This window comes from Malonomonas rubra DSM 5091, from assembly GCF_900142125.1.
GTDB classification, from domain to species: Bacteria; Desulfobacterota; Desulfuromonadia; order Desulfuromonadales; family Geopsychrobacteraceae; genus Malonomonas; species Malonomonas rubra.
The window spans coordinates 26,490-50,896 of the sequence record NZ_FQZT01000003.1 but is presented as its reverse complement, the minus strand read 5'-3'; the positions used below and the strand labels follow the sequence as shown (position 1 = coordinate 50,896).

The following is a 24,407-nucleotide window of genomic DNA, read 5'->3' as shown; positions in this document are numbered from 1 at the left end:
GTCCTGCATTTTTGGGGGCAGCTTTTTTGTTGTGTTGAGATTTCAGCCGAATTCTTCGGCCGACATTTGCCAATTGTGGATAAAGTTTTGGCATTTCTGGGAAAAGCTGTTACATTTAAAAAATAAGATTATCTTTTGTTAATCTTTGTTTGGCCTTTTCCGGAGGGTCTAGATTTGTTGGGCGGAAAAAGAATTTGGCAAATTTCTCTGTTTGTCGCATTGCAATTGTTGGTGCTACTCTGCGCCAGTTCTCTGTTTGCTGCGGGAGCAGTGCGCTTTGCGCCCCAGCCGATGGAATCGAAAGACGCCATCCGGCAGCAGTTTCAACCTTTCTCTCGCTTTCTGGCTGCTAACCTCAGGACCGAGGTTAAGTTACTCCACCACCGCAACTATCGAACGTTAATCGAAGGACTGTGGAATGACAGTGTCGACCTAGCTTATCTGGGCCCTCTGCCATATGTCCTGGCGCAACAGCAAGATCCCGATATCGTTCCGCTTGCCCGCTTTGTCAATGCCGAGGGGGATTCGACCTATACCTGTGCATTGGCAAGTTTTGGACCCAAACTCGATGTGACGCAAATCAGCTCTGAGACGCCGATTGTTTTGACACAGCCTTATTCTACCTGTGGTTATCTGTTAACCGCTCATCAGTTAAGGTCGTTCGGGAAAAACCTGGAGGAGTTACCTTATTATTACGCGGGTAATCACTCCGAAGCTGCACTCGATGTGATCCGTGGCAAGGCATCGCTTGCCGGAGTCAAGACGCCGGTGGCAAAACAGTACAGGCATCTGGGGCTTCATTTCCGTGAAGATTCGATTCTGCTACCGGGGCATCTTCTGGTTGCCAATAAGAGGACTTTGTCTGCAGAGCAAATAAAGGTTTTGCGCACAGCCTTGTTGGCTCTCAGGCCAAGAACCGATCTGAAAGACCGCGAGCTGACGGCCGAGTGGGGTGTCGAGTTTCGCTACGGTGCCATCCCGGTCCACCCGGATGATTACGCTGAGATCAACAAGCTGCTGTTGCAGATCAAGGTTCCCGGAGTGAACGAATGAAGCTTTACCTGCGGGCAATCTTTCTGTTTCTCTTGATTCTCCTCCTGCTCAGCGGTTTGGTCTGGCTGCGTTTCCAGAACCTGCACAGCAAGCACCTTGACCTGCGTCTGGCGAGATTCAAAAGCACATGTGAAAGTATTGTCAGCACCTATCAACTGGTTTCTCAGACGATTGCCGAAGAGTTATTGCTGCAGGAAGATGTGATCGAGCTGGTGCATGCCATCGTCACCCACGAGGGAGATGAGAGAAATCATTACCGTGGGCTGCTCTTTCGCAAACTATCCCCCATGTACAATCGCATCCGCCAGTACTCGGTTCGGCAGTTGCACTTCCATTTTCCGGATGGTCGTTCCATGCTCAGGTTTCACGCACCACACAAGGCGGATGATGACCTGACTCCTTTTCGCCCCTCGGTGCGGATCGCCAATACTGAACGACGGGAAGTGCACGGTTATGAAAGTGGCCGAATTGTGCATGGCTTCCGCCATGTCTATCCGCTTCAGTATCGGGGTGAGGTGATCGGGTCGGTGGAGATCAGTAACTCGTTTCAGGAAATTTATACAGAGCTGATCAAGCATGTCGATGGTGGCAACAACCAGTATCACTTTATTTTGCTCAAAGATGACCTCTGGTATAAGTTGTCGAGCGGCCAGCGGGAAAATTATCACCCCTCGCAGTTAAGTGACGCCTACCTGTGCGAAAACAGCCTGGCAAAGGTATACGATATGCTTGGCGGCTCGGTGATGATGACAACCGAGATGCGCGAACTGCTGGACCATTTACGGGCAGATCCGGCCGTTGCTGAAGGGCTCAGGGCAGAGCAGGATTTTATTGTTGCCAGCTGTTTCAAGGGGAAAACGTATTCCGTACTGTTCCATTCGGTCAAAAATGTAGACGACAAGCACGCGGCCTACATTATCAATATGCATCCGGAAGACTATTTGGTTGCTCTGCAGGGTAATGTTCGGATGCAGTTGATCATCGCTGTTGTTTTTGCAGCATTGCTCACTTTTTTGCAATTTCGCTTGAGCATGTCACGGGCCGCCCAGTTAAGTACGCAGAAGTTTTTGCAGACCTTGACCGATCATATGGGGCAGGGGCTTTATGCGACTGATCTGACCGGCAAGATTACCTTCCTCAATCACGAGGCGGAAAAGCTGCTTGGCCTGAAAGAAAAAGAATGCCTCGGCCGGGACGCACACGCACTCTTCCATGTTCCGAACGATACCCACGAGGAAGACGTTTGCCCCGTTCTCGAGGCGATTCTCAACAATAGGGCCTACGAGCAGCAGGAGAATTTTTTCCGCCGCAGTGATGGCGTCAGGTTGCCAGTCGAATTGACCTCTACGCCGATCGAAAAGCAGGGGAAGATTGCCGGCACCATTACCCTGTTCCAGGATATCAGCGCGCGCCAGCAGCAGGAGCGAGAACTGGCGGAAACGCAGAAGCGGCTGAAAAAAGCGAACCGCCATCTTGCCCGCATCGCTCACATCGATGGTCTGACGCAGATTGCCAATCGGCGGCTGTTTGACCAGGTGTTGCAGAACTACTGGAAATCGGCCTGCCGCCACCAGAAACCTTTATCGCTGTTGCTGATGGATATCGATCACTTCAAGGCCTATAACGATACTTATGGACACCAAAAGGGGGACGAATGCTTGCGTGCCGTGGCGGAGGTTATCCAGAACTCCTGCATGCGGCCGGAGGACTTTGTCGCCCGTTACGGTGGGGAAGAGTTTGTTGCTCTCCTCTCCGACACTGGCCAGGCCGATGCCAGTCATATCGCCGAGCGGATTCGCAACAATTTGCTGCAACAGCAGCTTGAGCACAAGGGCTCTGCCGTTGAGTCGGTGGTGACTCTGAGTATCGGTGTCTGCAGTCTGCAGCCGAAATTGACTGACGATCCGCAGATTATTGTCGACTGTTCTGATCGCTGTCTGTACTTGGCGAAAGAGAAGGGGCGTAATCAGACTCGCAGTACCGAATGCTGAGTGAAAGTGATATCGTCGCCTGCCTGTTCCCACCTGTTTAATTGCGCTGGACCACGTTCAACTTGAGAATTTTCTGGTTATAGGCCAGCAGCAGGTCGTTTTTTTTCAGGATGCCGAGCAAGCTGCCATCATCGGCAACCACCGGTAGGGTCGATATCTGTTTGCCCTCGAAGATTTCGAAAGCAGTCTCGAAATTATCCTCCTGCCTGACGATCACGACCCGGCTGGTCATGATCTCCGAGGCGATCACCAGTTCGCTCAATTCACCGATCTCACCGAGAAAACTTTTCAGGTCGCTCATCGACAGCATACCGACGAGTTTTTCCCTGTTGTCGAGCACCGGGAAGTGAGGGTAGGGACTGTTTTCAGCAATTTCCAGTACCGCGCCCAGGCGCATGTCCTGGCGGACGGTTTCGAACTCGCAGGTCATGAAGTCGCCGACCTGCATCGAACGCAGCAGGTTGACGTCGTGCCCGCGCACCATGCGGATGCCCTTGCGCAGCAGCTTGGTTTCGTAGATCGAGTAGCCATAAAATTTCTGCACCGTGACCAGGCTGGTGATGCAGCAGGTCATCAGCGGCAGAATGATGTCGAAATTGTAGGTCAGTTCAAAGATGGTAAAAATCGCCGTGATCGGTGCCAGCGTTGTTCCGGCGACCACTGCACCCATGCCGATCAGACTGTAATCGGCGCTGGTGGCGACACTGCCGGGAAAAATAATCTCCAGAATGCTGCCGAACAGGCCACCGAGTAGCGAACCGAGCACCAGCGAGGGGGCGAAGATGCCGCCGGAAAAACCGGCTCCGACCGAACAGGCCGTGGCAACCAGTTTCAGCAGCAGGACAATCGCCATCAGGCCGATTGTCATTTTTGCTGTGAGGGCAAGGTTGATCGATTCGTATCCGACGCCGAGCACGTGGGGCCAACCGATGGCCATGGCGCCAATCAGCACGCCGGAGATGGCTGGCCGCCAGATAAAGGGAATCTTAGCTTTGCCGAACAGGTCTTCGACCGTTGACACCGAGCGGACAAAGAGGATCGACAGCAGCCCTGCAAGGAAGCCGAGAAGCCCGTAAAGCGGCAGCTCGGCGTAACTGATCAGCTCGTAAGCAGGGACCTCAAATGTTGGCAGACTGCCGAGAAAATGGTGCGAGACTACGGTTGCCGTGACGGCCGAAATGGCGATATGGCTCAGGTAGCTGACCTGAAAATCGACCAGGATGATTTCTGCGGCAAACAGCATCCCTGCCATCGGTGCATTGAAGGTGGCCGCGATGCCGGCAGCTGCACCGCAAGCGAGAAAAACCCGCTTCCACTCGGCTGGCAATTTGATCAATTGAGCAATGGAAGAGCCGACCGAAGAGCCGATATGAACGACCGGACCTTCGCGCCCGACCGAAGCACCGCAGCTGATCGAGAGGGTGGTGAACAGGGTCTTGAACAGGGCAGTGCGGTGACGGATGGTGCCTTCACGGTTAACCACAGCTTCGATCACTTCCGGCACGCCGGCGCCACGGGTTTCAGGTGATAGCCGGTTGATCAGCGGACCGACGAGAAGGCCGCCGCAGACCGGAATCAGCAGAATCAGGTACCAGGGGTAAGCTTGTCCAACGTCGAGCAGGTGGCGTGGATCGGGCCAGAACAGGTCGGTGGCGTAGAGCAGCAGGTAACGGAAGGCGACAGCCAGCGCACCGGTGGTCATGCCGATCAGCACGGCGACCACCAGCAGAGCGATCAGGTTTTCCCGGTTTTGGCTGAATTTCCAGTTCAGTTTCACGCTGGCTCCGGCTGCTGTTGATACCATCAGATCCTAGCATGGAAATTCGATTTTTGTCAGAAATACAAAGAGTTTGCGATTGTTGCAGATAAAAGTTCCTTTTATGTATAATTATGCTATTCTAATAAGCTGTTGATTTCGATGGCCGTCTCAGTTAATTTTCACAGTATTTACTGACGTGTAACAAGGGCAGAAGACATTGGCGCTGGTTTATATCGACGATCTGACACCGGGAATGATCCTCGGCGAAGATCTTTTTACCTCCAAAAACCGATTGGTCCTGGCTGAAGGGGTCGCTCTGCAAGATGAGCATCTGCGGATGTTCAAAACCTGGGGTGTGATCGAAGTCGAAATCGACGATGACAGCCTGGGGGAAGAGTATCGCCGCAAGCAGGAAGCGATCGCCCAGTTCATGGAACAGGCGGAAACCTATCTCTTTCGCCGTTTCATCCTCAACGATGTAGAAAAAGAACCCGTGGCGACCATCTACCGCCATGTCGCGCATCGGTTTGCCCAGAGTTTGGCTCACGGCTGGGAACCCGACAGCGTGACCAGCGAGATCGATGTCGACTTCGAGGAGAAATTGCAGCCGCTCAGCGTGCCAAAACTGCTGGCCGGGGATGTCGAGCTGAATTCTCTGCCCGGTGTCTATAACCATATTGTTGAAGTGCTCAACCATCCCGATTCCTCGTCCCACATGCTGGCGAAGGTCATCAGCAAGGATGCCAGCCTGTCTGTGCGTTTGCTGACGCTGGTTAACAGCCCGGTCTTCGGCTTCTCCGGCAAAATCGACTCGGTCACCCGCGCTGTTTCCCTGCTCGGAACCAACGAGCTGACCTCGCTGGCACTGGGGGTTTCGGTAGTCAATAAGTTCAAAGATATTCCGAGCGATATGCTCGACATGGATGCCTTCTGGCGGCATTCGATCCGCTGCGGGCTGTTTGCGCGGATTTTGGCGAAGCATCTCGGCCTGCAGGGGGAAGAAGCCTTTTTCACCGGCGGCTTGCTGCACGATATCGGTCGTCTGACGTTGCTCGGCCGGGCGTCACATCACTATAAACGTGCCGTCGCCAAGGCGCGCAAAGAGCACCTGCCGATGTACCGCGCTGAACTGGAAGTGATGCAGACCGATCACGGCGCTGTCGGCAAATTGCTGGCAATGCGTTGGCGCTTGCCGTTGCCGTTGACCCGGATGATCGGTGGCCATCACGCCCCGCGCAACAATGACTATGCCATTGAGGCGTCTCTGATGCATGTCGCCGATGTCCTCGCTCACTCCTGTGGGCATGAGGTCAACCTGGTCAACGAGATCCCGCCGTTGCAGATGGAAGCCTGGGAAGCGACCGGGCTGAAAGAAGACATGATCGCGCCGACCATTCGTCAGGTTGATGCCGAATTCAAGGAAGTGGTACAGATTTTTTTCCGGGAATGATCCCTTTATTCCGTTTCGATTTTCCCCAACCGATAGCCTACCCCATGTACCGTCTGGATGATTTTCGGACAGGCCGGATCGCTTTCGATCTTTTTGCGTAGCTGCGCGATATGTTGATCGAGGGTGCGGGTGGTGCCGAAGTAGTCAACGCCCCAGGCGGCGTTGAGCAGGTCGTTGCGGCTGAGTACCTGGTTGGGGTGTTGCAGAAAGGCATCGAGCAGGTTCATCTCGCGCGGGGTCAGTGCGACCGTCCCACGTCCTTTGTGCAGGCAATAGTTTTTTCGATCGATCCGAATGCCTGCCAGTTCAATTTCGTCCGACAGCTCAGCCGATTCTTCTCTTTGTGCTGGCCTGACACGGCGTAACATGGCGGCAATCCGGGCGCGCAGTTCATGCAAGCCGAAAGGCTTGGTGATGTAATCGTCAGCGCCCAGCTCCAGGCCGACGACTTTATCGATCTCTTCCCCTTTGGCGGTAATCAGGATGATGGGCGTCTGGCTGTCCCTTTTACGGATTTCGCGGCAAAGATCGTAGCCGCTTTTCCCCGGCATCATCACGTCGAGCAAAAGCAAAGTTGGCTTCTCCCGTTGGTAGCAGGCGAGAGCCTCAGTACCATCGACGCAGGGCAGCACGCGGTAGCCTTCCAGTTCGAGCAAGTCGATCAGGCCCAAACGCAGGTCGGTGTCATCTTCAGCCAGCAGAATGCTGATTTCAGCCATTATTTGGCTCCCTCACGGGGCAGCAGCAGTTCGAAGCAGCTGCCGTCTTGCATCGGCAGGTAATTCAATTCCCCCCCCAGCCCCTGTGCCAGTTGCCGGGCGATGCTGAGACCTAACCCAGAGCCCTGCTGACGCGTGGTGAGAGAATTGTCAACGCGGTGAAATTTATCGAAGATGCGCTGCTTGTGGGCAGAAGGGATGCCCGGTCCCCAGTCACGCAGGCGCAGGGTCAGTTGCTGGTCGCTGCAGCTGAGCTGTAGTTGAATTTTTTCCCCCACAGCCGCGTATTTGACGGCGTTGTCAAGCAGGTTGAGGATGATCTGCTCCAGCGCATCGCGATCACTTTTCACGGCGCAAGCCGTTTCCGGCAGTTGCAGATCGAGTCGTATGTCTGCATCGCGCAAACGTGGTTGCTGGCTCTCCAATAGGTCCTGCAGGAGTTGCTTCAGTTCGAGAGGCTCCTGCTGGTAGTTTCTGCGCCCCTGCTCCAGCCGACTGAAATCGAGCACGTTGTTGACCAGCCGGGTCAGCCGTTGACTCTCCTTGATGATTGTTTGCAGGTAGCGCCGCTGTTTTTCCGCTTCGTGAATTTTGCCTTCGCCGAGCAGTTCGGCGTACATGCGGATGGTGGTCAGCGGGGTTTTCAGTTCGTGTGAAACGTTGGAGACGAAAGATGTCTTGCGGGATGCGTCCCGCTGGTTGCGCCAGGCCTGCCAGAGCAGCAATGAACCACCCAGCAGGATAGCGATAATGAAGGTACCGATCAGCAGTGAGCCGATCAGCATGATGCTCGCACCGGTGCCGCCTGCGGCTTTTCCACTGTAGGCTGCTACTTGCCAGTGTGGCAGGTTCTGCATGCTGACCGCTGCGATTGGCCTGTCGTTTGCGCTGACTTCTCTTTTTCCAACCTGATGGAAGATTTTGCCGTTGCCGTTGAGCAGGGCGTAGCTTTCGCTGCTGCTTTGCGCTGGCAGATTCCCGAGCAGGCGACTGAGAAGTGCCATCATTTCCACTTCAACGCCGTAACGTTGCTGTTCATTGACTGGTGTGAACCAGCCGAGCAGGTGCAGTTGATCATCTGCGTACCAGCTGCGCCAGTGGGTCTCACCCTGCTTTTGAGCTGGCTCTTCAGCAATTTCAGTTTCAGCCATCATTGGCGCCGAGGAGGCTATGTCGCTGCTGTAGGATTCGGCAACTTTCGCCGGAGCAGGAGCCCTCTGGGCTAGCAAACGCAGCTCGCGTCTTTCGGCGAGAACGTTATTCTCCGCAGGCAGTTTCTGCTGATCAGGCTCTGGGGCTTGCCAGCTCGACTGGTCAGCGAACAGCGGCAGGAATCGCCGGATAAATGCTGCTTCCTCATCGCTGGCCGGTCGTTCCGGGTCCGGCAGCAGCAGGCCGCGCCCCTGCTGCCAGATAAAGACATTACGTACCAGCGGGTTTTCCCGCTTCCAACGATGCAGTTGACTGGCCAGTTGCTGCTGCGGCATCTGCTGCAGGGTCGCCTGCAGGCCGTCTTTCACTTCGGCGATCGCCAGATCGATATTCCCTGCAATCGCCGTGACACGATCTGTTGCTGCTGCCTGCTGGCTGCTCTGCAAGCGAGCTTCTTCACTTTGCAGCAGACGCAGGGCACCGACCCCGAGCAGCAGGGTCGGCACCAGAAGCAGCAGCCAGGCGAGTATGATCAGCTTCGATTTCCGCATGAATCCCTTTATCAATAGTCTTTCTGCTGTTTGCGCACTTTGTAGCTTTCGGAGCGGATTTCTTTTTTGACCGCACTCGGCAATGCAGGGGCAGCAAAGGTCTCGGCCGCTTCTTCGAAAACCTGTGCTTCCTGCGACAGGTCGCTGAAACCGAGGCTGTCACTCTGGCTCCTCAGTTGGGCACTCTTGGCGCGAATTTCGGCGACTGCTTCATCTTTACGTCCGGCGTTGTAAAGGTCAAGTGCGCGTTCCTGACTGGTGGCGATTTCATTTTCTACAATTGCCTTGATAACTGGCTTATTGGCCGAGCGCAGAACATCTTGCTGATTCGGTGAGAACCGGACCTGTGCCAGCGCGATAGTGTTTTCCTGATGATTGGTCAGGGCATTTTCGTAATAGCAGCGTGCGTTGGCGATATCGAGCTGTTGTTCCGGCTTGCCCGGTTCGACCTGGACTTCGATCAGGGCGTATTTTTCCTGCCCGCCGTAGAGCTGATTCAGGTGCAGCTCCACCCGGTTACCGACGATGCGGCCTTCACGACCGATGATGCGCACTGGTTGCACGCCCTGCGGTGTCTCCAGTTCGAGGCTGATGCGGCGGGCAGCGACGCTCAACACATCTCCCAGTTCGGCGGCAAAGATACGTGGCAGGTCGATGCTCGATTCGACGAAATAATGATTACCATCGCTGCGATCGGCGAGCTGACTCATCAAGTCTTCGTTGAAACCGTTGCCAATGCCGATGGTGGTCACCGAAATTCCCTCTTTCAACAGTGCCGCGCCAAGTCGAGCCAGGTCGGCAGGCGAGCTGGGCCCGACGTTGGCCAGTCCATCGGAGAGCAACACGACACGGTGGACGAAGTTGCGCTCCAGGTTTTTTCGTACTTCTGCGGCTCCCTGACTGACAGCGCCGAACAGGGCGGTGTTGCCGCCAACGGCGATCTGGCGAATGCGGGTCTCCAGCCATTCGCTGTTGGCCGCACTTTGAGGCGGGATCAGGGTCTGAACGTTGTGATCGTAGACAACCAGTGAGAACAGGTCCTGTGGACCGAGCAAGCGAAGCGCGGTGATAGCGGCGTCGCGTGCCTTGGTGATTTTGTCGCCCGCCATCGAGCCTGAACGGTCGAGGACCAGCGTCAGGTTGACCGGTGGCCGCTCGACCTCACGCGGAATCTCCGGTACGTTCAGTGCCACCTTGATGACGGCGGTTTCTCGCTGCCCGGCCGGCAGGACATCGCGGTCGAGGCTGAGGTCGAGGTTGAGCAGCGGTGCCGCAGTCACAAATCCGCTGCAGAGCAGCAAGGTTGTCAGGGCGATTAACAGTCTGGTCAGATACCTTTTCATCGTTCACTCCTTTGTGGGCTGGGATTTGCCCCCATTAGAGCAGTCGCTGCGAACAGAGTGGTCAGCATGCAGTCAAAGATTTGTAAAGAAAATGTCATGATGCTCTGCTGCCGTCAAATTTTATCATTTCAATCATTTATTGCCCCTCGGCATTTGACAGCGACAGTATCATGGGCAAAAATTATAGACCATGTTCATGAGGAAGAGGCCTTTATGCTGCAGCCACAAGAGCTTGTCAATAAAACCATCCTGCTGGTCGACGATAGTCCGATCAACCTGGAGTTGCTGAAAGAAACCCTGGGCGGCCTTGGCTATCGTCTGCTTGATGCGATCAATGGCGAAACTGCGCTCGACGTTGTGCGCAATGAACTGCCGGACCTGATTCTGCTCGATATCATGATGCCGGGAATGGATGGTTTTGAGGTCTGTCGTCATCTGCGAGAGGATCCCCGCACAGAAGATGTCCCGATTATTTTTCTCTCCGCTCTCGATGAACTGAAAGATCGGGTGCGCGGCCTGGAAGAGGGTGCTGTCGATTACATCTCAAAGCCGTTCCGGTTGGAGGAGGTGGTGGCTCGGGTTAACACCCATTTGACCATTAACGACCTGCAAAAAAAACTGCAGAAACAACGTGATGAGCTCGAGCACGAATTGCAGCAAGTGGCTGATGCTCAGCGTTCACTGTTGCCGAAACAGTTGCCACAGATTGATGGTTTAAGTTTGGCCATCAGCTACGAAACCAGTCGCTACGCAGGAGGCGACCTGTACGATGTTCTGCCGCTGGCGGATAATTGCTGGGGGCTGCTGGTGGCCGATGTCGAAGGGCACAGTACCCAGGCGGCGGTGCTGATGGCGATGAGCTGCGCCTTGCTGCGATCTTTTCCCGGTGACGGCCGCGACCCGGTTGCCGTGCTCGATTACCTGAATACGCAACTCTGCAAGGTTTCCGATTCGCGCATGGTGACAGCGCTTTACGCGGTTTACGACGCCAATCGCAAGGACCTGCGCATCGCTCGTGCCGGGCACTTGCAGCCGCTGCTCTACCGCCCTTCGATCGGTGTCCGCGAGATTTTCTGCGAGGGGATTTACCCGATGGGGCTGAAGTCCTACGACGGCGAGCATGTCCCGGTTGAGGAGGTCAAACTGCAGTCGGGTGACCAGATGCTGTTTTATACCGATGGCCTGATCGAGCGTTTCGATTGTGATGGCCTGATGTACGGGGTCGAGCGCCTGAGCGAGCAACTGGGTAAGGCGGTTTCTGCCTCTCCTCAAGAAAAGCTGCAGCAGATTTATGCCGATGTCGCAGACTTTGTCGCCGGTCGCCCGGCGGATGACGACCAGACCCTGCTGCTGGTCGTTGTCGACTGATTCTTGCCTTAAGCTGTCTCCTGCTTTGAGCCGATCGGCTCCGGTCCGCGTAAAATGACTTTTCCGCTCTTTTGCGCGATGCCGCGTAACATGCCGTTGAAGACCAGGTTGTGGAAAGGCGTCACCGCGTACCAGTAGAGCAGGCCTGAGAGGCCGAGGGGCAGAAAACGCGCGATTTGACGCAGCTCGGTTGTTTCATCATCCAGTTGTTCAAGGGATAGGCTGAGGATTGCTTTGCCCGGCAATTTCATTTCAGCAGCCAGCAGCAGCCGCTTGGGGCGGTCCGCTTCTACCACCCGCCAGAAATCGAGAGAGTCGCCGGGGAATATCTCTTCCGCATCACGTCGACCCCGGCTGAGACCGACACCGCCAATCAGGCGATCGATGATTCCACGCAACCGCCATAAGCCATTGGCGTAATACCAACCGGATTTGCCACCGATTGAGGCCAGTGCAGGCCAGATTTCATCAGCCTGCCCTTGAATGATTACTTTGCGTGAATCGTCGAAAACGCTGCCGCCCGCCCAGGTCGGGTCGTCCGCCTGACTCCACTCGGCCGGGGGGATCAGGCCGGAATCACTCCAGGATGTTTCAATCCGCTGCTGACGCACCCGATCGAGAGCACGGCGGATCGCTTCACGGCAGTCGAAAAGATCTTGTGGCAGGATCTCGGTGATGCGGTCGTCACGGCAGACAACCGGGTTGCTCAAGCCTTCGGCCAGCGGACGTGCCAGCGCTGCGGGAACCGGAGTGACCAGGTGAATCCAATAGGAACTGAGGCGCGGGGTCAATACCGGAACCGGCAGGATCAAGCGTTTCGGCAGGTCGGCCTCTTCGGCAAAAATTTCCATCAGGCGGCGGTAATTGGTGACCTCAGGTTGGCCGATATCGAAAGTTTGACCGATTGTCGCAGGGTGGTCAAGACAGCCGATCAGGTAGTGCAGGACATTGCGCACACCGATCGGCTGGCAGGGAGTGTCGATCCAGCGCGGTGTGATCATGATCGGCAGCCGCTCAACCAGGTAGCGGAGGATTTCGAACGAGGCGCTGCCGGAACCGATGATCATGGCAGCGCGCAGCACGGTGACGGGAACTTCACCCTGTTGTAACAGTCCGGCAACTTCACTGCGGGACTGCAGGTGATGGCTGAGCTCGCCCTCTTCTTCACCCAGGCCACTGAGGTAGATGATCTGGCTGAGCTTTGCTTCGGCAGCGGCCTGGACCATGTTGAGTGCTGCCTGTCGATCACTGACGGCGAAATCACTTGTCTGCGGGTTCATCGAGTGCACCAGGTAATAGGCCGCGTGGCAGCCATGAAGTGCACGCGTCAACTCTTCGCCATCGAGGACGTCCCCGCGGGCGATCTCCAGGTTCGGATGCCTGCCCCAGGATCTGGCCGCCAGCTTTTGTGGGCTGCGCGCCAGCGCCCTGACTTTGTACCCGGCATCGAGGAGACGGGGCACCAGCCGACCACCGATGTATCCGCTCGCTCCAGCAACAAAAATCCTTTTGCCCTGTTCTTCCATTTGTTTTCCTCCGTTTGCTCCACCCATCGATAGAACTGGTACAGATTGTAGTGTAGCAGCACTTTTTTCTTTAGTTGAAGTGGATTATTTGCACGAAGAGAGGTTGAGTTATTTGAATAAGAGTGGTTTAATGTTTTTGCTCCTTTGTACGAGCAGATAAGTCGATAACTTTGTGCTTTTGTTTTGTTTGATTTCACGCGCGGGCAGGAATGACAACTGAACTGAAAAACGATCCTTGTTTCCAACGGGCTTGCAAACATGTTGTTGGCCTGCTGAGCCAGTTGAGACAGGCGGATGCAACGGTTGGCCAGGCGGAACTGAAACAGGCTTTTGAACAGCTGACTGATTTGATCGATCAGTGTGATGACCTGATCTGGTTTGTCAATCGGCAGATGCAGTTGTTGCTGGCCAATGGCAAGAGTCGCGACAGCTTTTTCGAATTGCTTGATGGCGATCCGCGGCCGGGGTTGCTAAGTTCTGATCTGCTTTCGCCGAATGCGGCCGAATATTTCGATCAGCTTTATCGACGCGTTCTTTCCGGCACGACGATGAGGTTCAATCACACCGGAACCAACGGTCGTGTCTACGCCATGGTGCTGCAGCCGATCCAGTTGGAGGGCGAGGCTCTCGGTGTCTCTGTGCTTGGGCATGATATTACCGAAGTTCACCGCTTGGAAGAACATCTGCGCCGTTTTGAGCTGCTGATCTCCTCTACGCCCGACCTTATCGCCCTGATCGATCGCGAGTACCGGCATCTGGTGGTCAATGATTCTTACATCGGTGCCTTCAATAAAACCCGTGACGAGGTGCTCAAGCTTGATTTTAGAGACTTGATCGGCCGGGAAACGTTCCATACCGATGTTGAACTACACCTGGAAATCGCATTTAGTGGCGAGACCGTACTGAGCGAATTCTGGCTCGATCTGCCTGAGCTGGGACGGCGCCTGATGTCGGTGACCTTTCAGCCGCTGCGTGGGCAGGACCTGACGTCAGAGTCGGTCGTTATCAATTACCGCGACATTACTGCTGAAAAGCAGGCAGAAGATGATCGACAGCGGGTTTTTGATGTCTCCCTCGACATGCTCTGCGTTACTGACTTTTCCGGCCATTTCAAAGAACTGAACCGGGCCTGGAGCCGTATTCTCGGCTGGAGTGCCGATGAATTGAAACAGAAGCCCTGGCTCGATCTGGTTCTCGAAGAGGACCGTGACGTCACTCGTGATGCTTCCTTGCGTCTTAACCAGGGGGATACGCTGGTCGGCTTTGAAAATCGCTGTCGCTGCAAGGATGGCTCGTTCAAGTGGTTGTCCTGGAGCGCTTACCCTGATATGGAGCGCAAACTGGTCTTTTCCGTTATCCGGGATATCAGCACAAGCAAGCAGATGGAAGAGGAGTTGCGTCATCTGGCGACCACCGATCCATTGACCGGTGCGAACAACCGGCGCTACTTTATTGATCATGTCAACACCGAGGTCAAACGTTGCCGGCGTCACGGGATGCCGCTGGCAATTCTGCAGCTGGATGTCGATCATTTCAAGTCGGTCAACGACAGCTACGGCCACGACATCGGCGACGAGGTTCTGATCAAGCTGGTCGATTGCTGCCTCGGCATGTTGCGCGAGACCGATCTGTTTTGCCGTTTCGGTGGCGAAGAGTTTGCTGCTGCGCTTGTGCAGACCGACCAGGACGGTGCGATGCTGGTTTGTGAACGAATTCGGGAAGCGATTGCGGAAATGACAATACGCACCCGTCAGGGGGAGTTGAGTGTAACCGCCAGTATCGGCCTGACCATGCTGACTGCGGATGACCTGTCGATTGACTCTGTCCTCAAGCGGGCCGACAATGCGCTCTATCGCGCTAAAAACAACGGCCGTGATCAGGTCGTTCTGGTCTGATCATCCCTTTACCCGCTGCTGCTAAACACCCGTATCAGGGGGAATATCGGTAGATGTCTATCGATTTTGTTCTGTTTCCGGCTATGATATAAGAAGAAATTATCTTTTCGAAAGGATGGATATGGAACAGTTTGATCAGATTGCAGCGATAATAGCACTCAGCATGGGAGCCGCATGGGCCAGTGGCATCAATCTTTATGCCGCCATCCTCATGCTCGGTCTGCTTGGCTCCAGTGGGAACCTGGTGCTGCCACCCGATCTGCAGATACTTACCAACCCGCTGGTTATCTTCGCGGCAGGTGCGATGTACCTGGTCGAATTTACCGCAGATAAAGTGCCGGGGGTGGATAACTCCTGGGATACCCTGCACACATTCATCCGTATTCCCGCCGGGGCGATGCTGGCGGCTGGGGCGGTCGGGGAAATGGATCCAGCCGTATCTCTGGCCGCGGCGATTGTCGGTGGTGGTCTTGCCGCCGGAACGCATGCGACAAAGGCCGGCTCGCGGGTTCTGATTAATACTTCACCGGAGCCGTTTTCCAACTGGATTGTTTCTCTGGCCGAGGATCTGACTGTGTTTGCCGGCCTTTGGGCGGCCCTGAATTATCCATCACTGTTCATTGTGTTACTGGTTGTTTTTGTGCTGGTGATGGTCTGGCTGCTGCCGAAATTGTGGCGTGGCGTCAAGCTGGTGTTTACGGCGTTGATCAGTTTTTTCAAAAAGGGCCCGAAAGACCCGACCGAACCGCCGGAAATAAAGATGCCGGATCGATTCCCGGAACTGCCAGGTGGCAGCAACTAGTCTACTCTGCGCACTAAAAAAGGCCGGAAGATTCAACGAATCTCCCGGCCTTGGTTTTTAAACTGAAATTGCAATCAGCAACACATCTGCAACGGAGCGAGATCGACTTGTTGATGCAAACGCCGATCCTGGCCATCAAACAACTGACGGCTTTCTGCCCGAAGCGGGTCAACACCGACGACCGCCCAGTCTTCGTCACGTTGGAACATCTGAACCTCTCCCATGAACAGCAAAATGTCTAGGAACTTTTGTGTCACCAGATCCTCTTTGCCGTCCCTGTAAATCACCCGAATCATGTCGCCCATCCTCCTTTGTCAATTCTGAAGGTTTGAATAGTAAAGAAAAGCACACTCCTCGCTGATTGCAAGCGGGGGAATCATAACAGAAAAAAAATAGCAAAGAAAAGAAAAAAGCACAGTGCGGCATGTGGGTTTTGGATTGTTTGTTAATTAATATGAGATTTCAGGTAAAAGGCGCCTTTTCTATCACTGGAATCGCAGCAAACGTAGAAATGGTCTGACCAAAGACGGCTCATAGAGGTGGCGAGCTGTTTGCTTTTGGCAGAAGCTGATTCGTGTTTATTGTCTCAGGGTATTGAGCTCTCAGTCCAGCTAGCACCCGTGTCTTAAAGTTGATAGTCCGGCTCGGCCATGGCGACCATTTGCTTGCGATCGGTTTCGATTTAATTGTGAAAGCTGACCACAACAAAGAGTTCGAAGAGTTAGTATTGTCAGTAGATTTTTTCAGTACCAGTTTCTTCTGGAAGTGCAAATTCAATTGGTAAAATCGAACAGTATTTTTTGTTCTGAGGATGCGATAAGTCTTTTTTCATTGCTATTTTTATTGTATTTGTAGAGAAAATCCTAATTTCACTTTCGACATGGAGCGTTCGGAAATATCGAACGAATGTGATGGAACTCTATCGTTTAAAAAGTTTTCTCGCAATCGCCAAGGCAAAGAATCTGACGCGAGCTGCCGAGCAGCAGCACATCAGCCAATCTGCGCTTTCAAGCCAGTTGAAACAGTTGGAAGAAGAACTCGAGCTGTCACTGTTCGAAAGGTCTGCACGTGGTATGCATTTATCTGCCCCAGGACGGGAGCTGCTGCCATATATTGATGCTGTCCTCGAGGCAGAGAAGCATCTGCTGCAGAAGGCCCATGCTCTTTCGCATGGTGAAGGTGAGACGCTGCATATCGGCCTGAATGCCGACCCCGGTTTTTTACGCGCCGGGTTGATTAACCGGCGGATGTTACAGCTTTACAGCGAAATGAACATTGTTTATCTGACCAGCCCCAGTAGCCGGGCGGCGCAGCTTCTGCGGCAGGGGCAGCTTGATCTGGCTTTTGTTTATGGTGTTCCTGCTGAGGCCGATGTCAGCAGCATCCTGTTGGACGATATCCGTTTTTGCGTGGTCATACCGACCGGATTGAACCCGCAGCGACAAACTCTCGATTGGTCAGATATCGCTGCGTTGCCCTGGATCTGGGTCGAGCAGGGGTCTTTGCCTTACGATACCTTGCAGCAGGAGTTCTCCCGTCTTCAACTGGCTCCACAACAGATGGTGAAAACGGTTGATGAATATATCGTTAAGGAGCTGGTGTTGGACGGGCAGGGGGTGGCAATTATGCGTGAGGACGAAGCGCGACCGATGGTCGACGCCGGTCAGGTGCAGATATGGCAGAAAGGCTGGTTGACATTACCGCTCAGTCTTGCCTGGGCGACGCGAGCGGAAGATAAGTTTCAGGTCCGTAGTGCCAGGGAGGTCATCGGCTATCTGTGGCAGAGTGCCAGGAATCCCGACCGTGAAGGGGATGGGTTTAACTATTAAACCTTCTCTGGTTCGCTGGAAACAGCTGTCGGCAGGGTGTAGAAATGGCCGACACCGCGAACTGCTTTAATGCGGTCGGAACCATCTCTGTGGGGCGACAGTTTTTTGCGCAAGTGGCTGATGTGGACATCCAGGCTGCGGTCGTATGGGTTGTGACTACGTCCCTGCACCCGGCGCACAAGTTCTTCCCGCGGGATGACTTCCCCGGCGTTGGTAAGCAGCACCTCCAGCAGGGTAAACTCAGCTGCCGTCAGGCAAATTTCTTCGTCATCACGGTACACCCGGCGTGAACCAGGGTTGAGCAGCAGGTCGCCGACACGCAAACTGCCTGGTTTGCCGTTCGGCCTGATTTCATTATTGGCGCATCGACGCATGATGGTGTTGATGCGAGCCAGCAACTCCTGCAGGTTGAATGGTTTGTTCAGGTAGTCATCCGCTCCCATTTTCAGACCGCGAACGCGGTCTTCATGTTCGCTGCAGATGGTCAGCATGAGAATCGGAATGTCTGATTTTTCCCTGATTTTGCGCAGGATCTCAAAACCGTCCATTCTCGGTAGCTGGACATCAAGAATGACGAATGCATGCTCTCCTGACAGGCTGCGTTCGAGCCCGGCGACCCCGTCAGCAACAGTCTCAACGGTAAAACCTTCCGGTGTCAGGTAGTCTGTCAGGAGCTGGCGGATCTCAGGGCCATCGTCGATGACTAAAATATGCATTTTTTCTTGTGTGTTCAAATCCAGATCTACTTCTCAATTAATCGAATTGCAGGTCAATGCCGTTATTTTTATTTCCCAGGCCGACCTGACATAATATCAGCAATGTCGAGCAAGGAACGATCGCAGGGGATTTTTCTTTCCTGCTCGTCCAACCAGTGGGCCAGCCGTTCCAGGTCGTAAGGTTTATCAAACGTTCTGCAGCCGAGTTGCTCAGCTTTTGTCCGCTCGTCCTGGGACCAATGAGCTGAAAAGATTGCCCTGCCGAAGGGGGAAATTTTACAGTCTCCCTGTTGTAGCAGTTCGATGAAATCAAGTCCCTGCATATGTGGCATGCGGTTGTCGGTGAGCAGAAAATCCGCACACTTCCCAGTTTTTGGACACAGAGCGTCGCGCGCAGGAAAAAGGGGGCAGGTTGTGACATCCGTATAACTGACGACCTGGTAGCCACGATCCTGCAGAAAATCAGTCAACAGTTCCCGGCAGAAATCCATGTCGTCGATAACGATGGCACGAAAAGCCTTTCGCATAATCCCCCCTCGTAAATCCCCCATAGCAGCATCGGTTTTTGAATTTTGCGCTATCTTGAGCAAAATAATCAAGACCATTACTGAGATAGTAATGTAACCGATTGCCTTAAATAAAAGATTTAAGAATTGTTAAGAGGGTGGCGGCTTGTGAATGAAAACAGGCAGCAGCGTTACCGAAGTGCCTGTTTTCTTTTTGATTTTAGACAACGAGAGAAGGTTGCAGGGATGGTTCTCTGCTTGTAGCAGCAGGATGTCAGGTTTGATGCAGTGCCGCGCCCAGGGCGCCGACAATATCAGGAACTTTTGGCACAAAAACCGTCCGGCCCAGTTTTTTCTCAAGTAACTCGGCAATACAGCGGTTGTTGGCGACCCCGCCAGAGAAGACCAGCTCCCCTGCAATGCCGATCCGTTCAAGCATTGCAGCCACCCTGTCGACGACGGACATATGCACCGCCCGGGCAATGTCTTCGGGGGAATGCCCATCGTTGCGCAGTGAAACCACTTCCGATTCAGCAAAAACTGCGCACATGTTACCGATGCCCAGGTTTCCGGATGATTTCGCTGCAGCTTCGCCGAATTGACTCAACTCGTAGCCGAGAGAGGTGGACATCATTTCAAGAAATTTTCCGGTCCCAGCTGCGCATTTATCATTCATCTGGAAATTACTGACTTTGCCGTTGGCGTCGAGACTGATCACTTTCGAATCTTGACCACCGACATCAAGGATAGTGCGACAGCCGGGAAAGAGGTGACGCGCACCCAGGGCATGTGCCTTGATTTCGGTGATTACACCTTGGGCGAAATGCTTTTTGGCCAGATGCCGGCCATATCCTGTGGCGATGATGTTTTTTGCCGGATAGGCTTTGAGCAGTTCCTGCGACTGCAGGTGTGGCTTGAAGCTACTCTCTACCACCTGCCACGAATCAAGCTGGCCATCCTTGAGGACAGCCAGCTTGATGGTTCTTGAACCAAGGTCGATTCCTATGGTCATTATTTTCAATCCTGAATCTGCTCGATGAAAGCTTCGATCCTGGTCTGCAGCTGACCGACATCTTCGGGCGAGTAGTCCGATTCGATCGCCAGGAAGGGGATGCCTTCTTTTTCGCAGGCCTGACGCAACTTGACCGCTTCGATGTTGTAGGTGTGACAGAACTGCAGGCAATAATCGATAATCCCCTGGGCACCTGATTCGCGGTATTCCTTGATGACCTGGTCAATGCGATCATCGTTCGGGGTGAAGCAAGAGCAGTCGATCTGCATGTAGCGCTCGGTCAGTTTCTCCAGCATCTGCTCCATGTTGGTGCCGTCGGTGGAGATGGTATCTTTGTAGTAGCGCGTGCCGATGCAGCTCTCTTCATTGACGATGACCGCGCCGGATTTTTCGATGATGTTGTGCAGTTTCCAGTTTGGCAGCGCCATCGGGGTGCCGGAGACCATCAACCGGGTCGTGCCTTTCGGCGCGACATAGTTTTCCGTTTTGATACGCGCTTCGAGTTCGTCGCACAGTTCATTCACCTTTTCGGTGAAGCGCTCCGGGATATCGTAGAAAGCAATCTGCTGGATCAGCAACATGTCGCGGCCGCTGATCGGCGAGGGGTCATGGTGACGTAGATCGTTCAGGCGTTGCATCGCTTTACGCTTGGCATTCATCGTTTCGATCGCCTGCTTCAGCTCTGTTTCCGTGACGTCTTTACCAGTTTGCTGCTCAATCGCCGTTTTGAAATCTTTGACCTCTTCCACCCAGAGTTTTTTGTCCCGTTCCCGTTTCATCTGCGGGATTTCCATGACATGGGTCGGAACATATTCGTCGAGCAGTTCCCAGGTCTTTTTCTTGGCATCACAGGTGGTTTCGCCGTAGACGAAATCGACGACCTGGAAGAAGGGGCAGATGCGGCCGACCTTGAAGCCGAAGGCCGACTTGACCATTGGGCAGATATTGCGGGGCAAAATCTTTTCGGCATCACCGATCGATCCCTGTGAACCGCCACAGAGGCCGACACAAACACCGCCGGCGGCGTGGATGATCTCTTCCGGGACATATACGCAGAAGGTGCCGACGACCGGACGGCCTTCTTCCCTGGCATCGTACATTTCCTGGATGCGGCCGGTGAAAATGTTGCTCACCATATTGTCGAAATATCCCATTCCCTGGGGGCGATTCTCCTGGCTCAAAAAGACATCGTTAAAGACTCCGGTCAGCATCGGCGGGATGTTGGAAAAACGCTCAACATCCATATCGAGCTTGGCCCAGAGTTCCGGATCGGCTTTGACTTGAAACTGTTCACTCATAGTGTTTCCTCCGTGGCGGGCAATGGAACAATGATTTGCACATAGCTATAAAGGTGGGAGTCGAATCAGTCAAATAGATAAAATTTATCAAACCGATGAGTGCTATTGGTATCTCCGATGGGGATCTGCTTTTGTCGCGGGTGTGGTAATTTTTACCTCGATAGTTGCGGCTGAGGCATTACGTTCTGGCTGCACGTTTAGATTGAACTCTGGAACTGATTTCTTCGGGGGTATGAAAATAAGTTATCATGCCCCCGAAGGGGCTTGACTAGTCATGGCTCCAACCTTCAAACGCCAGATGTGAACAGTTGCTGTCGTGCTTTTAGAGACCAAAATCCTGATTGATCAGCACTACTTTGATACGCTTGGGCGGAAAGCATTTTTCCATAATCGTCCATGCGTTGCAGATTCGGTCCGGGCTTTTGCAATCGTGACAGTACCCTGTCTTCTGGCAAGGAGTCTTAAAGCGGGGGTGTTTGATACCGTTCATAGGTGCGGCAACATTTCTGACCCGCTGCATGGCTGCTTCCAGATCAGGAACGATCTTGTTTCTGCCGATGGTGACAACGGTATGTTTCGGGCCGAAAAGAATCCCGCCAACCCGGTTGCCGATCATGTCCAGATTGACCAGCTGACCGCGTTCGGTGAGCGCGTTAGTGCCGGTCAGAAACAGGTCGACCAGTAAAGCCTGCCGACGACGTTCGATGATCTCTGGTCGCGGGACGCCTGCTTCAAAGGTCTCGATAAATTCGATTTCCGGATCATTCCTCAGTTGTTCAATGGCTCCGGTGGCCTGAAGGGTCATGGAATCTCCCCAGGATGCCGTCTTTGGAGAGAGCATCGGCACAATCTCTTCGTAGATAATTCTCCCGGCGTCCGAAGTGTCTGTGGCGAAATACACATCGAAGTTGTTTGCCTCCAGCGCGGCTCGACATTTTCCCAGGTGTTTTTGCCAATAGACTTCAACACAGTCTTCCATAGCACACTCCTGTTCTTAGGCTTGATAGCTGACCTGCATGATTGCTGTTGCCATCTTGTCGCTGACACATTTGTATTCGTGGGGTCTGTCTGCCTGAAATTGCAGAAATTCCCCCGCATTTATCTGATAATCCTTCCCCTCCAGGCGCAGCCTTATTGCTCCCTTGGTCACAAACAGATACTCGTGCACGTTTCCCTCGTGAGGCTCGCCGTGAAATTCCGTACCCGGATCGATCTCGAAATAGTAGCTCTCGAAAGGCTGATGCGGTGAGAAGGGGATTAGCGGAAACAATCGATAGTGTCCCTCTTCCGCTGACAGAGGCGGCTCAGCGCAAAACGACTTGACCTCCGCCTCAACGGCTTCTTTGCAGAGCAGGGCAGAAAAGGACAGTCGGAGCCCGTTGGCGATTTTCCATAAAGTTGCAATGGTCGGACTAGATTTGCCCGTTTCGATCTGCCGAAGCATACTTTTGCTCACACCTGTCAGCTCAGCGAGCTGGTCGAGGCTAAGCCCACGGCGCTCTCGCTGGCAACGCAGGTTATCGGCAATCGCTTCGCTTGAATGTTCCATATAGCACACACCTTGACAATATGTTGTCCTTTGATTTATTTTGCGTACAAATGATCTTCAAAGCATACAGGCAGGTTTCTCATAATTCAAGGACCGATCTCAATATGACAACAAACAGATTTTTATCCCTTCCGGTCATTGCCTTTTGTGCGCTTGGTGTCATCTGGGGGAGTAATTTCATTTACATGAAGCTGGCAGCCAACCTGATATCTCCCATGCAGATTGTGTTTTTCCGCGTGCTGTTTGGTTTTGTTCCCGTGCTTATCTATGCGCGGTGGCGAGGTGTACTGAGTTGGCAACACAGTAAGTACATCGGTCATTTTTTCATCATGGCCATGTTGGCGACGGCGGTTTATTACTACGGTTTTGCCAAAGGGACATCCTTGCTTTTATCCGGAGTGGCAGGTGCGGTCAGTGGCGCCATCCCGCTTTTTTCCTTTCTGCTGGCAGTTTTGTTTCTCGCTGAAGAAAGAGCGAGCATAATAAAAATTGCTGGCATACTGGTTGGTTTTATCGGTGTCGTGATCATCTGTCGCCCATGGGAGATCGACGTTGCGACCACTAACCTGGAAGGGGTTTTGTATATTGTCGCCGGCTCACTCTGCCTTGGTGCGGCCTTTGTTTACGCAAAGAAGTTTATCATTCCATTGAAAATCCCTGCGGCAGCACTGACAACCTACCAATTAGGTCTCGGATTGCTGGCACTGACATTGGTGACCGACTACCAGGGAATCTCACAGATCTTTACAAATCCTCATGCTACACTGGGATTAATCGTCGGTCTCGGCCTGCTCGGAACCGGGCTGGCTTATATCATCTACTACTATATTGTCGAAAACCTCGGTGCCGTTGCAGCCTCTTCTGTGACTTACATCCCGCCCGTAGTCGCTTTGGTCATCGGGACATTGCTGGTCGGCGAACCGATTGGTTGGACCGACTATCTGGCGACAGTTTTGATCTTTGTCGGTGTGTTTCTGCTGAGGAGGAAATAGACGGTTGCGAGAATATATTCAGGAAAAGAACAAGGGGCTAGCGAAAATCGCTAACCCCTTTCATCCTGGAGCCACCCATCGGATTTGAACCGACGACCTGATCATTACGAGTGAACTGCTCTAGCAGATGAGCACAACCGATAACGAATTGCTGGTGCGTAATTTGGGCTAGCGGGCTCAGTTGCAGGGCATTGACTTTGTGTGATCGTTTGGTTACACTTTTTATATGTACACGGTGAAAACACTTCCCGAATTTGACGCCTGGCTTGGAGGGTTGAAAGATCGAATGACCAAGCAGCGCTTGAGCGTTCGCCTGCGCAAGGCCATGCTCGGGAACCTTGGTGATGTGAAGCCGGTAGGAGGTGGTCTGTTTGAAATGCGGGAGCATTTTGGTCCGGGCTGGCGCATGTATTACCTGAAGCGTGGAGATGTTTTGATCGTGATGCTTGGTGGCGGAGACAAAAGTTCTCAAAGCAATGATATTGCCGTCGCAAAACAGCGTGCACGTATGCTGGAGGATTAAGGTATGGCTAAAAAACTACACATTGACGATCTGTCAGATTTTGACCCGGCAAAACTTCTGAAGGATGACGAGGATATCGCCGCTTACCTGACGGTGGTGCTGGAAGAAAATGATCCAGCCTTACTGGCAGCCGCCTTGGGAGATATTGCCAAGGCCAAGGGGATGACGGACATCGCCAGGGCGACCGGTCTGTCCCGTGAGGCGCTGTACAGGGCACTCAAGCCGACGGCAAAACCGCGCTTCGATACCATCAGCCGAGTCTGTACGGCCTTGGGGGTAAAGCTGGTGGCAGAGCCGATTCATACACATTGACACAGTGGTTCGATCGGGCTTGTTTCGGGACATTCAGAATAAGCAAAGGGGGTTAGCATTT

Annotated in this window: 22 protein-coding genes; 10 read left to right on the top strand and 12 right to left on the bottom strand. The window is 53.6% G+C overall.

Annotated elements, in window-relative coordinates:
* Window positions 1-177: 177 nt before the first annotated feature.
* Window positions 178-1,053 carry a PhnD/SsuA/transferrin family substrate-binding protein gene (locus BUB13_RS05325; protein ID WP_208610129.1) on the top strand — a complete coding sequence of 292 codons (876 nt, stop codon included), beginning with the start codon at window positions 178-180 and terminating at the stop codon, window positions 1,051-1,053.
* Entirely contained in the window at window positions 1,050-3,044 is a 1,995-nt protein-coding gene (locus BUB13_RS05320; RefSeq protein ID WP_072906445.1) for a diguanylate cyclase domain-containing protein, read from the top strand. Before BUB13_RS05325 ends, BUB13_RS05320 begins: the two co-directional genes overlap by 4 nt.
* A gap of 37 nt (window positions 3,045-3,081) precedes the next feature.
* Here BUB13_RS05320 and BUB13_RS05315 read toward each other — a convergent pair whose 3' ends face one another.
* Window positions 3,082-4,821, bottom strand: coding sequence for a chloride channel protein (locus BUB13_RS05315; RefSeq protein WP_161947625.1), 1,740 nt, complete (start codon window positions 4,819-4,821; stop codon window positions 3,082-3,084).
* Window positions 4,822-5,020: 199 nt separating this feature from the next.
* On the opposite strand from BUB13_RS05315, the gene BUB13_RS05310 reads away from it, so the two are divergent.
* Window positions 5,021-6,253: an HDOD domain-containing protein gene (locus BUB13_RS05310; RefSeq protein ID WP_072906441.1), complete on the top strand. Its 1,233-nt coding sequence runs from the start codon at window positions 5,021-5,023 to the stop codon at window positions 6,251-6,253.
* 5 nt (window positions 6,254-6,258) lie between these two features.
* Here the strand turns inward: BUB13_RS05310 and BUB13_RS05305 are convergent, their stop codons facing one another.
* The 3 genes from BUB13_RS05305 to BUB13_RS05295 are packed head-to-tail and all read right to left on the bottom strand — an operon-like array spanning window position 6,259 to window position 10,018.
* Window positions 6,259-6,972 (bottom strand): response regulator transcription factor, encoded by a 714-nt coding sequence (locus tag BUB13_RS05305; RefSeq protein ID WP_072906439.1) that lies wholly within the window; start codon window positions 6,970-6,972, stop codon window positions 6,259-6,261.
* Window positions 6,972-8,675 (bottom strand): sensor histidine kinase, encoded by a 1,704-nt coding sequence (locus BUB13_RS05300; RefSeq protein WP_072906427.1) that lies wholly within the window; start codon window positions 8,673-8,675, stop codon window positions 6,972-6,974. The genes BUB13_RS05305 and BUB13_RS05300 overlap by 1 nt, the downstream gene beginning before the upstream one ends.
* Window positions 8,676-8,686: 11 nt before the next feature.
* Window positions 8,687-10,018 (bottom strand): vWA domain-containing protein, encoded by a 1,332-nt coding sequence (locus tag BUB13_RS05295; RefSeq protein WP_072906425.1) that lies wholly within the window; start codon window positions 10,016-10,018, stop codon window positions 8,687-8,689.
* 213 nt (window positions 10,019-10,231) lie between these two features.
* On the opposite strand from BUB13_RS05295, the gene BUB13_RS05290 reads away from it, so the two are divergent.
* Window positions 10,232-11,386, top strand: a complete 1,155-nt coding sequence (locus tag BUB13_RS05290) for a PP2C family protein-serine/threonine phosphatase (protein WP_072906423.1) — start codon at window positions 10,232-10,234, stop codon at window positions 11,384-11,386.
* 8 nt (window positions 11,387-11,394) lie between these two features.
* On the opposite strand, the gene BUB13_RS05285 is transcribed toward BUB13_RS05290, so the two are convergent.
* A complete protein-coding gene (locus BUB13_RS05285) occupies window positions 11,395-12,912 on the bottom strand; it encodes an SDR family oxidoreductase (protein ID WP_072906421.1) in 1,518 nt (505 codons plus the stop codon).
* 209 nt (window positions 12,913-13,121) lie between these two features.
* Here BUB13_RS05285 and BUB13_RS05280 point away from each other — a divergent pair, with 209 nt between their 5' ends.
* Window positions 13,122-14,807 carry a sensor domain-containing diguanylate cyclase gene (locus BUB13_RS05280; protein ID WP_072906420.1) on the top strand — a complete coding sequence of 562 codons (1,686 nt, stop codon included), beginning with the start codon at window positions 13,122-13,124 and terminating at the stop codon, window positions 14,805-14,807.
* A gap of 121 nt (window positions 14,808-14,928) precedes the next feature.
* Entirely contained in the window at window positions 14,929-15,609 is a 681-nt protein-coding gene (locus tag BUB13_RS05275) for a DUF4126 domain-containing protein (RefSeq protein ID WP_072906418.1), read from the top strand.
* Window positions 15,610-15,683: 74 nt separating this feature from the next.
* Here the strand turns inward: BUB13_RS05275 and BUB13_RS05270 are convergent, their stop codons facing one another.
* Window positions 15,684-15,905 (bottom strand): GSU3473 family protein, encoded by a 222-nt coding sequence (locus BUB13_RS05270; RefSeq protein ID WP_072906416.1) that lies wholly within the window; start codon window positions 15,903-15,905, stop codon window positions 15,684-15,686.
* Window positions 15,906-16,520: 615 nt separating this feature from the next.
* Here BUB13_RS05270 and BUB13_RS05265 point away from each other — a divergent pair.
* A complete protein-coding gene (locus tag BUB13_RS05265) occupies window positions 16,521-17,438 on the top strand; it encodes a LysR family transcriptional regulator (protein ID WP_072906414.1) in 918 nt (305 codons plus the stop codon).
* Here the strand turns inward: BUB13_RS05265 and BUB13_RS05260 are convergent.
* From BUB13_RS05260 to BUB13_RS05235, 6 genes are all read right to left on the bottom strand, one after another.
* Entirely contained in the window at window positions 17,435-18,154 is a 720-nt protein-coding gene (locus BUB13_RS05260) for a response regulator transcription factor (RefSeq protein WP_072906412.1), read from the bottom strand. The genes BUB13_RS05265 and BUB13_RS05260 overlap by 4 nt on opposite strands.
* A gap of 68 nt (window positions 18,155-18,222) precedes the next feature.
* Window positions 18,223-18,681 (bottom strand): response regulator, encoded by a 459-nt coding sequence (locus BUB13_RS05255; RefSeq protein WP_072906410.1) that lies wholly within the window; start codon window positions 18,679-18,681, stop codon window positions 18,223-18,225.
* Between the two features lie 253 nt (window positions 18,682-18,934).
* A complete protein-coding gene (locus BUB13_RS05250) occupies window positions 18,935-19,672 on the bottom strand; it encodes an acyl-CoA dehydratase activase (protein ID WP_072906408.1) in 738 nt (245 codons plus the stop codon).
* A gap of 5 nt (window positions 19,673-19,677) precedes the next feature.
* Window positions 19,678-20,970, bottom strand: coding sequence for a double-cubane-cluster-containing anaerobic reductase (locus BUB13_RS05245; protein ID WP_072906406.1), 1,293 nt, complete (start codon window positions 20,968-20,970; stop codon window positions 19,678-19,680).
* Window positions 20,971-21,292: 322 nt separating this feature from the next.
* Window positions 21,293-21,949, bottom strand: coding sequence for a lactate utilization protein (locus tag BUB13_RS05240; RefSeq protein WP_072906404.1), 657 nt, complete (start codon window positions 21,947-21,949; stop codon window positions 21,293-21,295).
* A 15-nt stretch (window positions 21,950-21,964) separates the two neighbouring features.
* Window positions 21,965-22,519, bottom strand: coding sequence for a helix-turn-helix domain-containing protein (locus BUB13_RS05235; RefSeq protein WP_072906402.1), 555 nt, complete (start codon window positions 22,517-22,519; stop codon window positions 21,965-21,967).
* A 104-nt stretch (window positions 22,520-22,623) separates the two neighbouring features.
* On the opposite strand from BUB13_RS05235, the gene BUB13_RS05230 reads away from it, so the two are divergent.
* The 3 genes from BUB13_RS05230 (at window position 22,624) to BUB13_RS05220 (ending at window position 24,346) form a co-directional block, all read left to right on the top strand.
* Entirely contained in the window at window positions 22,624-23,511 is an 888-nt protein-coding gene (locus BUB13_RS05230; RefSeq protein WP_072906400.1) for a DMT family transporter, read from the top strand.
* A 226-nt stretch (window positions 23,512-23,737) separates the two neighbouring features.
* Window positions 23,738-24,034 carry a type II toxin-antitoxin system RelE/ParE family toxin gene (locus BUB13_RS05225; RefSeq protein ID WP_072906398.1) on the top strand — a complete coding sequence of 99 codons (297 nt, stop codon included), beginning with the start codon at window positions 23,738-23,740 and terminating at the stop codon, window positions 24,032-24,034.
* A gap of 3 nt (window positions 24,035-24,037) precedes the next feature.
* On the top strand, window positions 24,038-24,346 hold the full coding sequence (locus BUB13_RS05220) for an addiction module antidote protein (RefSeq protein WP_072906396.1): 309 nt from the start codon (window positions 24,038-24,040) through the stop codon (window positions 24,344-24,346).
* Window positions 24,347-24,407 lie beyond the last annotated feature (61 nt).

What these genes read in the sequence shown, in the direction of transcription:
- BUB13_RS05295 (WP_072906425.1), bottom strand. Translation starts at nt 10,018, where the DNA reads ATGAAAAGGTATCTGACCAGACTGTTAATCGCCCTGACAACCTTGCTG.
- BUB13_RS05275 (WP_072906418.1), top strand. Translation starts at nt 14,929, where the DNA reads ATGGAACAGTTTGATCAGATTGCAGCGATAATAGCACTCAGCATGGGA.
- BUB13_RS05300 (WP_072906427.1), bottom strand. Translation starts at nt 8,675, where the DNA reads ATGCGGAAATCGAAGCTGATCATACTCGCCTGGCTGCTGCTTCTGGTG.
- BUB13_RS05250 (WP_072906408.1), bottom strand. Translation starts at nt 19,672, where the DNA reads ATGACCATAGGAATCGACCTTGGTTCAAGAACCATCAAGCTGGCTGTC.
- BUB13_RS05260 (WP_072906412.1), bottom strand. Translation starts at nt 18,154, where the DNA reads ATGCATATTTTAGTCATCGACGATGGCCCTGAGATCCGCCAGCTCCTG.
- BUB13_RS05305 (WP_072906439.1), bottom strand. Translation starts at nt 6,972, where the DNA reads ATGGCTGAAATCAGCATTCTGCTGGCTGAAGATGACACCGACCTGCGT.
- BUB13_RS05270 (WP_072906416.1), bottom strand. Translation starts at nt 15,905, where the DNA reads ATGATTCGGGTGATTTACAGGGACGGCAAAGAGGATCTGGTGACACAA.
- BUB13_RS05220 (WP_072906396.1), top strand. Translation starts at nt 24,038, where the DNA reads ATGGCTAAAAAACTACACATTGACGATCTGTCAGATTTTGACCCGGCA.
- BUB13_RS05290 (WP_072906423.1), top strand. Translation starts at nt 10,232, where the DNA reads ATGCTGCAGCCACAAGAGCTTGTCAATAAAACCATCCTGCTGGTCGAC.
- BUB13_RS05280 (WP_072906420.1), top strand. Translation starts at nt 13,122, where the DNA reads ATGACAACTGAACTGAAAAACGATCCTTGTTTCCAACGGGCTTGCAAA.
- BUB13_RS05235 (WP_072906402.1), bottom strand. Translation starts at nt 22,519, where the DNA reads ATGGAACATTCAAGCGAAGCGATTGCCGATAACCTGCGTTGCCAGCGA.
- BUB13_RS05230 (WP_072906400.1), top strand. Translation starts at nt 22,624, where the DNA reads ATGACAACAAACAGATTTTTATCCCTTCCGGTCATTGCCTTTTGTGCG.
- BUB13_RS05245 (WP_072906406.1), bottom strand. Translation starts at nt 20,970, where the DNA reads ATGAGTGAACAGTTTCAAGTCAAAGCCGATCCGGAACTCTGGGCCAAG.
- BUB13_RS05255 (WP_072906410.1), bottom strand. Translation starts at nt 18,681, where the DNA reads ATGCGAAAGGCTTTTCGTGCCATCGTTATCGACGACATGGATTTCTGC.
- BUB13_RS05240 (WP_072906404.1), bottom strand. Translation starts at nt 21,949, where the DNA reads ATGGAAGACTGTGTTGAAGTCTATTGGCAAAAACACCTGGGAAAATGT.
- BUB13_RS05265 (WP_072906414.1), top strand. Translation starts at nt 16,521, where the DNA reads ATGGAACTCTATCGTTTAAAAAGTTTTCTCGCAATCGCCAAGGCAAAG.
- BUB13_RS05320 (WP_072906445.1), top strand. Translation starts at nt 1,050, where the DNA reads ATGAAGCTTTACCTGCGGGCAATCTTTCTGTTTCTCTTGATTCTCCTC.
- BUB13_RS05285 (WP_072906421.1), bottom strand. Translation starts at nt 12,912, where the DNA reads ATGGAAGAACAGGGCAAAAGGATTTTTGTTGCTGGAGCGAGCGGATAC.
- BUB13_RS05225 (WP_072906398.1), top strand. Translation starts at nt 23,738, where the DNA reads ATGTACACGGTGAAAACACTTCCCGAATTTGACGCCTGGCTTGGAGGG.